Source organism: Pseudomonas sp. S36 (assembly GCF_016647875.1).
GTDB classification, from domain to species: Bacteria; Pseudomonadota; Gammaproteobacteria; order Pseudomonadales; family Pseudomonadaceae; genus Aquipseudomonas; species Aquipseudomonas parafulva.
The window spans coordinates 1-12,359 of record NZ_JACVVG010000026.1 but is presented as its reverse complement, the minus strand read 5'-3'; the positions used below and the strand labels follow the sequence as shown (position 1 = coordinate 12,359).

Below are 12,359 nucleotides of genomic sequence, written 5' to 3'. Positions count from 1 at the left end.
GGCTTCGTATTTGCAGATGATTTTTTGTTAGGATTCTAGGGATCGGCCCTCCGGGCTCTACACCCGACATGTATGGGGTTGTAATTGAACGTAATGAGCGCCGCTGGCCCTCACCTGAAAGGTGTCCTGCACATGAGCACAACCCTGCTGGTTGTCGACGATGACGACGAGATTCGCGAACTTCTCTGCGACTACCTCAAGGACGCTGGCTACACCGTACTGGCCGCCGCCGATGGCAAGCAGATGCGCGAACAGCTGGCCCGCCATCAGGTGGCACTGGTGGTGCTGGACCTGATGCTGCCCGGCGAAGACGGCTTGAGCCTGTGCCGCCAGTTGCAAGCCACCCCGGGGCTGGCAGTGATCATGCTGTCGGCCAAGGGCAGCGCGCTGGACCGCATCATCGGCCTGGAGGTGGGCGCCGACGATTACCTGGCCAAACCCTTCGAACCCCGTGAACTGATCGCCCGCATCAAGGCCGTGCTGCGCAGGCCGCACCGGCTGCACACCGCCGTGCAGGAACCTGCCCAGGTGGAGGCCCATGCCTTTGCGGGCTTTCGCCTGGAGCACGTGAAACGGCTGCTCACCCGCCCCGATGGCGAAACCCTCACCCTGCCCCGCTCCGATTACCGCGTGCTGCGTGAGTTGCTGGAAGCCAACAACCGTGTGGTGTCGCGCGACCAGCTCACCCGCAGTGCCTTCAGCCGCGATCACCTGCCCGACGACCGCTCGGTGGACATGTGCGTCAGCCGCCTGCGCCAGCACCTGCGCCATGCACCGGGGGGCGTTGCGCAGATACTCACCATCCGCAACGAAGGCTACCTGCTGAGCATTACCAGCCCCCAGGCCGATGCCTGAGATGCGCTGGGCCCGTCGGCTGTGGCCGCGCACGCTGTTCGGCCAGCTGCTGCTGATCATGGTGGGCGGCACGCTGGCCATTCAGTTGATGTCCAGCAGCATCTGGTTCGACGTGCGCTTCGCCCAGGTGCTAGAAGCCCCGGTGCGCCTGATTGCCGCCCGCAGCGCCCCCTTGATCGCCCAGGCGCAGTGCCATGCCGGTGCCGTGAAGGTACCCGCCCACTATCAACTGCGCTGCGCAGAACAGCTGCCGCCGCTGGAAGCGGACGAACGACGCGGGCGCAAGCGCGTGGAACTGCTACTGCACCAGGCCCTGAAGTACGAGCTGGGGCGCGAGCCGAACGTGCGCCTGATGAAGGTGCAACTGACCGACGAACTCGGGCGGCCCATCGTCTGGCGCAGCCTGTTCGGGCTGCGTACCGCCCAGGCGCATATCCAGTTTGCAGTGCCGCTGGCCGATGGGCACTGGCTGACCATCGACGGCCAGGAACTGCAGGGCTGGAGCGGCGAGTCGGCCTGGTTGCTGATCAGCGACTATTTGCTGCGGGTGTATGCGCTGCGCATCGTCGCCGTGCTGCTGGTGTGCCTGATTGCCGTACGCCTGTGCCTGCGCCCGCTGCGCCGCCTGGCCGATGCGGCGCGGGGGTTGGGTGGCAACCTGGAGCAACCACCGCTGGCACTGGACGGGCCCGAAGAAGTACGCCAGGCGGCCCAGGCCTTCAACGCCATGCAGCAGCGCCTGATCGCCATGGTCAACGACAAGGCGTACTTTCTGGCCGCCGTGTCCCACGACCTGCGCACTCCGCTGACGCGCATGCGCCTGCGCCTGGAGCGCATGCCCGACGACGAACACCGCCAGCGGCTGCGGCAGAACATCGCCCAGATGGACGACATGATCGGCCAGGTACTGGACTACCTGCGGGCGGGTGAACAGCTGAACCTGCAACACGTGGACATCGACCGGCTGGTTGCACGCCAGTGCGCAGAGCTGGCCACCGTTGAGGAGCCTCTCCCGGTGCACGGCCAGGTAGGCAGTGTGAAGGTGGATGCCTTGCTGCTGCAGCGTTGCCTGCAGAACCTGCTGGTGAATGCACTGCGTTACGCCAATGGGGTAAGCGTCACACTGGAGCGTGTGGGATCACGGGTGGTGATTCAGGTGGATGACCGGGGGCCTGGCATTGCGCCTGAACTGCTGGTAACCATCACCGAGCCGTTCGTGCGGGGTGAAGGCTCGCGCAACCAAGGCTCTGGCGGGTATGGGTTGGGCATGAGCATTGCCCAGCGCATCGCCAACAGCCATGGGGGCGAGCTGACGGTGGTAAACCGCGAGGGGGGCGGGCTGCGGGTGAGTATCGGGTTGCCGGCCTGACGGCGGGCAACCCTGGCTGCGCAAGGCACCCCCAATGACATGGGGGGTAGCCTTCGGCTCAGCAGCGGATCAGAAGATGCTGATCGGGTATTCGACGAACACGCGCACTTCGTTGCCGTCGTCGTTGTAGCCGTTCTGGCGCACGGCGTCGTTGGTACGCACGAACGAGCTGCGCAGCTTGATCGACAGGTCCTTGGCCGGGCCTTCCTGCACCACGTAACGGACCTGGTTGAAGATCTCGCGCTCCTTGCCTTCGCCGTAGCCTTGCGGGTTGGCGACGGTGCGGGTGTTGATGTTGTCACCCACCACGTAGGCCAGCTTGTAGGTCAGGCCCGGGATGCCGTAGGCGCTGAAGTCCAGGCCGTAGCCCAGCTGCCACGAACGCTCGTCTTCGGCGTTGAAGTCCGACCAGTAGGAGTTGGCCAGGAAGATGGTGGAACCACCGTCACCCACGCCGCCCTTGTTCTGGTACCAGCCGTAGTTGTAGCCGGTGCTGCCAGTGCTGCGCTGGTGGGCGATGGTGAACGAGTGGGCGCCATAGGCGTAGGTGGCGGCCAGGCTCCAGATGGTGTTGGAGTCGCCGTTAAGGCCGGCTGCCTGCACGTACTTGTTGTCGATGTTCGACTTGTAGCCGTTGAAGTCCAGGGTCAGGGACTGGTCATTGGCGATGGCATGAACGTAGTTCAGGCCCAGGTAGTGCTTCTTCATCACGTCTTCGTTGTCGGCGGTGTACAGCGACGCGGTGAAGTTGTCGGTGAACTTGTAGCTGCCGCCGAACACGTTGATCGACTTCAGGCCGCCGCCGTCACGGCGCTCGGCGCTCTTGCGGGCTTCCTGGGTGAAGCGACCGGCGTTCAGCTCCAGGCCTTCGATTTCCTTGGAAGTGATCAAGGTGCCGGTGAAGCTTTCTGGCAGCAGGCGCGCGTCGTCGTACTGCAGCACGGGCAGGGCTGGCATCTGGTCACCGTACTTGAGCACGGTGTTGGAGATGCGGAATTTAACGGCGGCACCGGCGCGGGTCAGGTTGTGCGGCGAGCTGGCGTTGCCATCGGCGTTGGTGGTGTCGTGTGGCTTGAAGAAGTCCACGCCACCGCCACCGTTGTGGCCTTTGCCGCCATCCAGGCGCAAGGCATACAGGCCAAATGCGTCCACGCCGACACCCACGGTGCCTTGGGTGAAGCCGGAGGAGAAGTTACCGATGAAAGCCTGGCCCCATTCGATCTGATCGTCGGTGCCGTGCTTCTTGTCGCGGTTGATATAGGCGTTGCGCAGAAGGACGTTGGCGTGGCTGTCCTCGATGAAGCCCTTGCTGGCGGCCTGGTCATTGGCCTGTGCCTGGGTCGCGGCGATCATCGCCAGGGCGACCAGGCTGATCCTGGTATTCAACATGTTGTTTTCCTTATTTCTAGATCAAGAACGCTCTGCAATATGGCGCCAGGAACCAACGCCCCTTCGTAGGTTCGACGCTATGCGGGTCCAGCCTGGGAGCCATGCCGGTAAGTACACGGCGGCTTGAGGCAACAGCACGGCCAATGGGATTGGCCAGCAGGCGTTGGCCGAATCCTAGCGGTGGGTGAGCGCGAATGTCAAAAAAACGTGAAATGCAGGTCGATATAACCAAAAAGCAGGTTTGGAACGAGGCATTTTTCTACGGGTTTGGGCTATAGGCAGTGATTCCATCTCAAGCGGGGATTAGCCAACCTGACCATTAGGACAATTCTCTATGAGCCCGTGAGACGGATGGATTAGTTACAAAGTGATACATATGTAACGGGAACTCTTTACAAATAGCCAGGCAATAGCAAATGGTAGGCATTACCATTCGCACCTCCATTAATGCCTGGTCTGGATACGCTCCATGCTTGCCCCCAAACGTCTGTCTCCCCTCTCGCTTTCCCTCTCATTGCTGTTCACTGCAGGCTTTGCCAGCGCTGCGACCACCACCCTGCCTGAGCTGTCGGTGACCGCCGACAGCGAGCGCGAAAAAGACAACCCCCGTGTGAAGGAGGTGAGCACGGCCACCCGTACCGCTACGCCCGTGCGCTATGTGCCCCAGGCGATCGATACGGTGAAGGCTGCGCAGGTGCTGGATTACGGCAGCAATACCTTGGGCAAGGCACTGGAAGGCATCCCCAACGTGAGCAGCGGCGCCGATACGCGCTTCGACAGCGTGCGCATTCGCGGTTTCGAGGCCAGCAACGACTTCTACCTCGATGGCATTCGCGATGACAGCCAGTACATCCGCGACCTGCACAATATCGAACGGGTCGAGGTGCTGAAGGGGCCGGCGGCGGTGCTGTACGGGCGCGGCAGCCAGGGCGGCATCGTCAACCGGGTGAGCAAGGCACCGGAGGCCGGCCGGCGCTCCACCATCGAGGCGCAGGCCGGCAGCGAAGACCTGCGCAGCCTCTATGCAGACTTGAGCGCCGACCCCAGCGACACCGTGAGCCTGCGGTTGAACATGGGTAACCAGGACAACAACAGCTTCCGAGACGGCATCGATGGCAGCCGCCAGCTGTTCGCGCCCTCGATAAGCTGGCAGGTCACCCCCGACCTGAACTGGCTGGTGCAGTACGAATACAGCCGCTTCAACCGCACCCCCGACCGCGGCATCCCGGGTGTCAACGGCCGCCCGGCCGATGTGAACCGCAGCACCACGTACGGCGATACCCAACGTGACTACATTGACGACCGCGCCCAGTCGCTGCGCTCGCGCCTCAACTACCAGCTGAACGAAACCTGGCAGCTGCGCCACACCCTGGGCCTGTTCAAGCTGGACAGCGAGTTCGACAACACCTACCCCACCGCCTACAACGCCACCACGGCAACGGTGACCCGCCAGCGCTGGCAGCAGGACCTGAACACCCGCAACCTGTTCAACAACCTGGAAGCCGAGGGTGACTTCGACACGCTGGGCCTGGAGCATAAATTGCTGCTGGGCCTGGAGTTCGGCAACCAGCGCCGCGACCCCACCCTGTACACCGCCGCAGCGGTGTCTGCCGGCGGCAGGCCGGTGCCGGCGCTGTCCCTGAACAACCCGGATCGCAGCCGGCAGCACAACGGCCGCATGGTGGTGTCGAGCAACAACCACACCGTGGTCGATAGCCGGGGGGTGTACCTGCAGGACCAGGTTCGCCTAAATGACCAATGGCAGGTGTTGGCCGGCGTGCGCTTCGACCAGTTCGAAGTGGAGACCACCAACAAGGTGCGCAACCTGGCTGAGAAGCAGGACAGCCGCACCACCAGCCCGCGCCTGGGCGTGGTGTACACGCCGTGGCGGGATCACTCGTTCTATGCCTCGTGGAGCAAGACGTTTGCACCTGTGGGTGGAGGGCTGATCGGCATTACCCCAGGCGCGGCGGGCAACACCAACGATACCGGCCCGGAGCTGACCCGGCAGAAAGAGATCGGTGTAAAAAGCGACTGGTTTGATCAGCGCCTGACCACCACCCTGGCGGTGTATGAGCTGGAGCTGTACAACCGTCGCACCCGCGACCCGATCAACCCGGAAATCACCCTGCTCAGCGGCCTGCAGCGTTCACGGGGCATTGAGCTGACTGCCACGGGGAATGTGATCGGCAACTGGTACGTGCGCGGGGGTGTCGGCCTGCAGGACGCCACCGTGGTCAAGGACAACAATGGCCTGGAAGGCAACCGCATCAATGATGTGGCCAAGCGCAACGCCAGCCTGTTCGTCACCTGGAAGCCGGAGCTGGGCTGGTACGCCGAAACCGGCCTAACGCTGGTGGGCGAGCGTGATGCAGACAACCAGAACACCACGGTATTGCCGGGGTATGGCCGCTGGGATGCATTGGCGGGGTATCGCACCCATGACTGGGACGTGCGCGCTGCGTTGAGCAACATTGCCGACAAGACCTACTACAGTTCGGCAACCAGTGCTGCGCAGATTCAGGTGGGTGACCCGCGTAGCCTGGTGGTGACAGGGAGTTACAGTTTCTGAAGGGGCCGCTGTAATTGCCCAGTTTAACCCGCGAAAAACCCCACCCCATAGCCCTGCATTCAGAGCATATGGGGTGGGGTGGCGCATGCCCTCAAAGGCTGACGATCAGTGCCACACCGCCATCAACGCCTGCATCTCTGCATCGCTGATCAGCCCCTGGGGGTAGCGCCCGGCAAGTAGACGTCGTGGGTCGGTCGTCCTGACCCTGATGCTTCCATGGTGTTTCAACCACCTCGCCAACACCTTCAGCGCTGAGTGATCCACTGCCATTGGGCGCAAAGCCGACTCACTTGCTGCATTCATGTCTGCACGTACTCCTGGCCCGTGAGCAGCTAACTTACGTAGGTATTGTTACAAACGGATAACCCAACCCAGCCGGGCTATCTGCTTGATAAACAATACAAAACGTATGCCAGCCACCGCGCCGGGCGTCGGGCGGTGCAGAACCCTAGCGGTGCAGAGGCGCAGGCTGCTGCTGCGTCAGGCAATGAATGTTGCCCCCGCCCAGCAGCAATTCACGGCCCGGGATCATCACCACTTCGTGGTCCGGGAAGATCTTCGCCAGAATGGCCTTGGCCTCGGCATCTGCCGGGTCATCGAAACTCGGTGCAATGATGCCGCCGTTGACGATCAGGAAGTTCACGTACGAGCCCGCCAAGCGCACCGAAGGGTCGCGCTCCTGGCTGCCAGCCACCTGGTCGACGCCTGCGCATTCTTCAGCGGTGGCATACAGCGGCCCCGGGATCGGCATCTTGTGCACGATGAATTCACGGCCCTTGGCATCGCGGGTGTTTTGCAGCACCTGCAGCGCGGCATGGCAACGTGCATAGTTGGGGTCGTTGGAATCATCGGTCCAGGCCAGTAACACTTCACCCGGCCGCACGTAACAGCAGAAATTGTCGACGTGGCCATCCGTTTCATCGTTGTACAGGCCATCCGGCAGCCATACCACGGTGTCGACAGCCAGGTTGTCGCGCAGCACCGCTTCGACCTGCTCGCGGTTCAGGTGCGGGTTGCGGTTACGGTTGAGCAGGCACTCTTCGGTGGTAATCACGGTGCCTTCACCGTCCACGTGAATAGACCCACCCTCCAGCACGAACCCTTCGGTGCGGTAGCGCTGGCAGCGCTCCATTTCAAGCACCTTGGTGGCCAGCTCTTCATCACGGTTCCACGGCGCGTACAGGCCGCCGTCGAAGCCGCCCCAGGCGTTGAAGCCCCAGTCCACGCCCCGCACTTCGCCCTGGTCGTTGATAACGAAGGTTGGGCCGGTATCGCGCATCCAGGCGTCATCGCTGCTCATTTCCACGACCCGGATGTTCGGCTGGTCCAGCTGGCGACGGGCGTTTTCGTACTGGCCGGCAGACACGGCAACGGTGACGGGCTCGAAGCGGGCGATGGCCTTGGCCAAGGTCACATGGGCTGCCTGAACAGGCTTGCCACCCAAACGCCAGTTGTCGGGGCGCTCTGGCCAAACCATCCATACCTGGGTTTGCGGGGCCCATTCGGCGGGCATGTGGAAACCATCGGCACGGGGCGTGGAATTGAGGGTTTTCATCGTTGACCTCTGTCAATGGCCCTGACCGAACGAGGCGGGCGTCGGGGAATTTATAACCGATATATATCTATAATTGAAGCGGGAAATAGATCATTACATCGCCTTAACGAACACTATAACCGATAAGAATCGGTAAGCGCTGTGCTGTCCAAGCCATCACATCTAGCACAAGGCTCCCCCAGGCATCCACCCAAGATTGTTTCATGAGAAAAAAGCACGCACGCCAGCTAGGGTCATTACTGAACAGCAGCCAGGGCGCCCCCGATGAACATCATTCCCACTGCAATCCCCGAGGTACTGATCATCGAGCCCAAGGTCTTCGGTGACAGCCGCGGCTTTTTTTTCGAATCGTTCAACGCGCGCGAGTTTGCCCGCCACACTGGCACGAACGTCGAGTTCGTCCAGGACAACCATTCCCGCTCGGTGGCCGGGGTGCTGCGCGGCCTGCATTACCAAGTGCAGAACACCCAGGGTAAGCTGGTGCGCGTGGTGCAGGGGGAGATCCGTGACGTAGCCGTTGATGTGCGCAAGCACTCCCCTACCTTCGGCCGCTGGGTGGCCGTGCACCTTTCTGCCGAAAACCATCGCCAGCTCTGGATACCTGCAGGGTTCGCCCATGGGTTTGCGGTGATGAGCGAGTCGGTGGAGTTCCTTTACAAGACCACCGACTACTACAACCCCGGCGCCGACCGCTGCATCCGCTGGGACGACCCCACCCTGGCCATCGACTGGGGCTTGAAGCAACCACCGGTGCTTTCCGAAAAGGACAAGCTGGGGGTGTCGCTGACCGAGGCGGAACTGCTGCCTTAAGTAGCGCATAATTGCGTCAGACTTATCTGGCGCACTTACCCGATGATTGCAAAGCCCACGCCCCCTCGTCGTCCCCGCTGGCGCAGCCTGGCCCTGCTGGCCCTGTGCCTGGTGCCACTGCTGTGGCCCCTGCATCACCTGGCCGAGCGGTACTACCAGCAGGAGCTGGCATCGCAAAACCGCCAGACCCTGGACCTGTACGTGGCCAACCTGCTGGGCACCCTGCACCGCTACGAAACCCTGCCGCAGATACTCGGCGACCTGCCCGCACTGCGCGGCGTGCTGGCCGACCCGTTCCGCCTGGAGGCCGTCACCAATGCCAACCGGCTGCTGAAGAACATCGTGCAGCAGACCGGCGCCGAAGTGATGTACCTGATGGACGTGAGCGGCAACACCCTGGCGGCGTCGAACTGGGACAAGCAAGACAGCTTCGTCGGCCGCAATTTCGCCTTCCGCCCGTACTTCAACGAAGCCATGGCCGGGCACCTGGGGCGCTTCTTCGGCCAGGGCACCACCTCGGCCAAACGCGGCTACTTCTTTGCCGCCGCCGTGCGCGATGGCGAGCGCATCGTTGGGGTGCTGGTGGTGAAAGTGGACCTGGACCACACCGAAACCCTTTGGGGCCGTACCCCCGAGCAACTGCTGCTAACCGACCACAACGGCGTGGTCATTCTCACCTCGCGCCCCGACTGGCGGTTCCGTGCCACCCGGCCGCTGACCGAAGCAGAACGCCAGGCCATCATCGCCATCCAGCCCTACCCCACCCAGGCGCCACAGCCGTTGGTGATCAACCCTGATGCGTGGATCACGCAAACCCGCGACATCACGCAAACCGGCTGGCAGGTCAGCATCCTCGCCCCACGCATTCTGGTGGACCGCTCGGTGCAAACGGTAACCGCCATCGGCGCTGGCGCCCTACTGGTGGTGATGCTGCTGACCGGCCTGGTGATGCAGCGCCGCCGCCACTACATCGACCGTATCGACATCGAGGCGCATGGCCGCCAGCAGCTGGAAAAGCGCGTAGCCGAGCGTACCGCCGACCTGGAAGGCCTCAACACGCGGCTGAAAAGTGCGGTGCTGGAGCGCGAGAATGCCCAGCAGGAGGCGGTGCGTGCGCAGGATGAACTGGTGCAGGCCGGCAAGCTGTCGGTGCTGGGCACCATGTCGGCCAGCATCAGCCATGAGCTGAACCAGCCCCTGGCGGCTATCCGCAGCTACGCCGAAAACGCCGAAATCTTGCTGGACCACCAACGCATCGAGGACGCCCGTGGCAACCTCAAGCTGATCGGCGAACTGACCGGGCGCATGGCCTCGATCATCGCCCACCTGCGCGCGTTCGCCCGGCGCGACCGGCATGCCCCGGAAAGCGTGGCCCTGCAGCCGGCGCTGGATGATGCCCTGGCCCTGCTGGCCAAGCGCCGCCGGGCCATGGCGGTGGAGCTGGTCCGCGACCTGCCAGAAGCCACCCTGTGGGTACAGGCCGGCGAAACCCGCCTGCGCCAGGTGCTCAGCAACCTGCTGGCCAATGCCCTGGATGCCCTGACCGAAAAAGCCAACCCGCGCCGGCTGTGGATAAGTGCCGAACAGCACGATGACTGCGTCTACCTGTACATTCGCGACAACGGCCCGGGGTTCAGCCGCCAGGCCCTGGAGCACGCCAAGGAGCCGTTCTTCACCACCAAGACACGCACCCAGGGCCTGGGCCTGGGCCTTGCCATCTGCGAAAGCCTGATGCGCGCCCTGGGTGGGGAACTGCTGCTGGCCAACCACCCTGAAGGCGGCGCACTGCTCACTTTGGAAATGCGTGTAGCCCCACCTGGCGCGACCTTGCCCAATTCGGAGGATTCCTCGGCATGAGCCCCGAGACACAGATCGATACCCACGCTCAGGTGATCCTGGTCGATGATGACCCGCACCTGCGCCAGGCCCTGAGCCAGACCCTCGACCTGGCCGGGCTGAAGGTGGTGACCCTGGCCGAGGCCCAGGGCCTGGCCGAGCGTATCGAGGCCGACTGGCCGGGCGTGGTGGTCAGCGACATCCGCATGCCCGGTATCGATGGCCTGCAACTGCTTGAGCAATTGCGCGGCCTGGACAGCGAGTTGCCGGTGCTGCTGATCACCGGCCACGGTGATGTGCCGCTGGCGGTGCAGGCCATGCGCGCCGGCGCCTACGATTTTCTGGAAAAACCCTTTGCCAGCGATGCCCTGCTGGACAGCGTGCGCCGTGCCCTGGCGCTGCGCCGCCTGGTGCTGGATAACCGCAGCCTGCGCCTGGCCCTGAGCGATCGCCAGCAACTGGCTACCCGGCTGGTGGGCCAGTCCCCCTCCATGCTGCGCCTGCGCGAGCAGATCGCAGCGCTGGCCGCCACCCGCGCAGACGTACTGATCCTGGGCGAAACCGGGGCTGGCAAGGAGGTGGTAGCCCGCGCACTGCACGACCTTTCCAGCCGCCGGGACGGCCCGTTCGTGGCCATCAACGCCGGCGCACTGGCGGAGTCGGTGGTGGAGAGCGAGCTGTTTGGCCACGAGCCCGGCGCCTTCACCGGCGCGCAGAAGCGCCGTATCGGCAAGTTCGAATTCGCCAATGGCGGCACGCTGTTCCTCGACGAAATCGAGAGCATGAGCCTGGATGTGCAGGTGAAACTGCTGCGCATGCTGCAGGAACGGGTGGTAGAGCGCGTGGGCGGCAACCAGCTTATACCGCTGGATATCCGCATCATCGCCGCCACCAAGGAAGACCTGCGCCAGGCTGCCGACCAGGGCCGCTTCCGCGCCGACCTGTATTACCGCCTGAATGTGGCACCGCTGCGCATTCCGCCACTGCGCGAGCGGGGCGACGACATTCTGTTGCTGTTCCAGCACTACGCCGACGCCGCTACCCAGCGCCACGGCCTGGGCCCACACGCACTGCAACCTGCACAGCGCGCCTTGCTGCTACGCCATGACTGGCCGGGCAACGTGCGCGAACTGCAGAATGCCGCCGAGCGCTTTGCCCTTGGCCTGGAATTGGCCCTGGACGGCCAGGCCGCGCCTTCGGCCGCTGCTGCACCCAGCGTGGTCACGGGTAACCTGAGTGAACAGGTGGAGCACTTCGAGCGCTCGCTGATCACTGCCGAGCTGGCCAAGCCCCACAGCTCGATGCGCAGCCTGGCCGAAGCCTTGGGCATCCCGCGCAAAACCCTGCACGACAAGCTGCGCAAGCATGGCCTGCATTTCGAAGGCGGCAGCGGTGGCCATGACGACCATGAGGAAACCCGTTGATGAGTAACGAGAGCCAGTACCTGCAGGCGGTGCTGCACCGCGATATTCCGCTGACGCAGGAGATGGGCCTGGAGGTGGTGGGCTGGCAGCAGCAGGTGCTGCAGCTGCAATTGCCGCTGGCGGCCAACGTCAACCACAAGAGCACCATGTTCGGTGGCAGCCTTTATTGCGCAGCGGTGTTGGCGGGTTGGGGGTGGCTGCACCTGCGTTTGCGTGAGCTGGGTATCGATGACGGGCATATCGTCATTCAGGAAGGCCAGATCAGCTACCCGCTACCGGTAACTGGCGCGGCGGTAGCGCGCTGCGCGGCCCCGGATGAAAAAGCCTGGGCACGGTTCCTGACGCTCTACCAGCGCCGCGGCAGAGCGCGCCTGACGCTGGAAACGACCGTCAGCAACGTGGGGAGTGATGAAGCCGCAGTACTTTTCAGCGGCCAGTACGTGCTGCACCGTTAGAGGCCAGGGCCTGAACAAACCAAGGCCCACCCCCCCCCTCATACTGTGGGAGCGGGTTCACCCGCGAAGCAGGCAGCGCGGTGCATGGCACCGG

General features: G+C 63.5%; 10 protein-coding genes. 7 read left to right on the top strand and 3 right to left on the bottom strand.

The features are described from left to right. The first annotated feature begins 132 nt into the window (after positions 1 to 132). Entirely contained in the window at positions 133 to 855 is a 723-nt protein-coding gene (locus IAE36_RS15315; protein ID WP_201213261.1) for a response regulator, read from the top strand. A 1-nt stretch (position 856) separates the two neighbouring features. Beyond that, positions 857 to 2,224 (top strand): ATP-binding protein, encoded by a 1,368-nt coding sequence (locus IAE36_RS15310; protein ID WP_201213259.1) that lies wholly within the window; start codon positions 857 to 859, stop codon positions 2,222 to 2,224. A 69-nt stretch (positions 2,225 to 2,293) separates the two neighbouring features. On the opposite strand, the gene IAE36_RS15305 is transcribed toward IAE36_RS15310, so the two are convergent. Then, entirely contained in the window at positions 2,294 to 3,613 is a 1,320-nt protein-coding gene (locus IAE36_RS15305) for an OprD family porin (RefSeq protein ID WP_028635332.1), read from the bottom strand. Positions 3,614 to 4,082: 469 nt separating this feature from the next. Here IAE36_RS15305 and IAE36_RS15300 point away from each other — a divergent pair, with 469 nt between their 5' ends. Next, positions 4,083 to 6,185 carry a TonB-dependent receptor gene (locus IAE36_RS15300; RefSeq protein WP_201213257.1) on the top strand — a complete coding sequence of 701 codons (2,103 nt, stop codon included), beginning with the start codon at positions 4,083 to 4,085 and terminating at the stop codon, positions 6,183 to 6,185. Positions 6,186 to 6,290: 105 nt separating this feature from the next. Here the strand turns inward: IAE36_RS15300 and IAE36_RS23695 are convergent, their stop codons facing one another. Beyond that, positions 6,291 to 6,488 (bottom strand): hypothetical protein, encoded by a 198-nt coding sequence (locus IAE36_RS23695; protein WP_060482809.1) that lies wholly within the window; start codon positions 6,486 to 6,488, stop codon positions 6,291 to 6,293. Positions 6,489 to 6,633: 145 nt separating this feature from the next. Beyond that, the gene (aguA, locus tag IAE36_RS15295) at positions 6,634 to 7,740 is read right to left on the bottom strand and encodes an agmatine deiminase (protein ID WP_201213255.1); all 1,107 of its coding nucleotides are present in this window, start codon (positions 7,738 to 7,740) and stop codon (positions 6,634 to 6,636) included. A 264-nt stretch (positions 7,741 to 8,004) separates the two neighbouring features. Between aguA and rfbC the strand changes: the two genes are divergently transcribed. Genes rfbC through IAE36_RS15275 form a run of 4 tightly spaced genes read left to right on the top strand, consistent with a single transcriptional unit; the run spans position 8,005 to position 12,265 of the window. Next, complete coding sequence (gene rfbC / locus IAE36_RS15290; protein WP_060482807.1) at positions 8,005 to 8,550, top strand: dTDP-4-dehydrorhamnose 3,5-epimerase; 546 nt, start codon at positions 8,005 to 8,007, stop codon at positions 8,548 to 8,550. Between the two features lie 42 nt (positions 8,551 to 8,592). Next, positions 8,593 to 10,407 carry a sensor histidine kinase gene (locus IAE36_RS15285; RefSeq protein ID WP_201165099.1) on the top strand — a complete coding sequence of 605 codons (1,815 nt, stop codon included), beginning with the start codon at positions 8,593 to 8,595 and terminating at the stop codon, positions 10,405 to 10,407. Next, positions 10,404 to 11,810, top strand: a complete 1,407-nt coding sequence (locus tag IAE36_RS15280; RefSeq protein ID WP_201213254.1) for a sigma-54-dependent transcriptional regulator — start codon at positions 10,404 to 10,406, stop codon at positions 11,808 to 11,810. The genes IAE36_RS15285 and IAE36_RS15280 overlap by 4 nt, the downstream gene beginning before the upstream one ends. Then, the gene (locus IAE36_RS15275; protein WP_201213253.1) at positions 11,810 to 12,265 is read left to right on the top strand and encodes a YiiD C-terminal domain-containing protein; all 456 of its coding nucleotides are present in this window, start codon (positions 11,810 to 11,812) and stop codon (positions 12,263 to 12,265) included. The genes IAE36_RS15280 and IAE36_RS15275 overlap by 1 nt, the downstream gene beginning before the upstream one ends. The last annotated feature ends 94 nt before the right edge of the window (positions 12,266 to 12,359 follow it).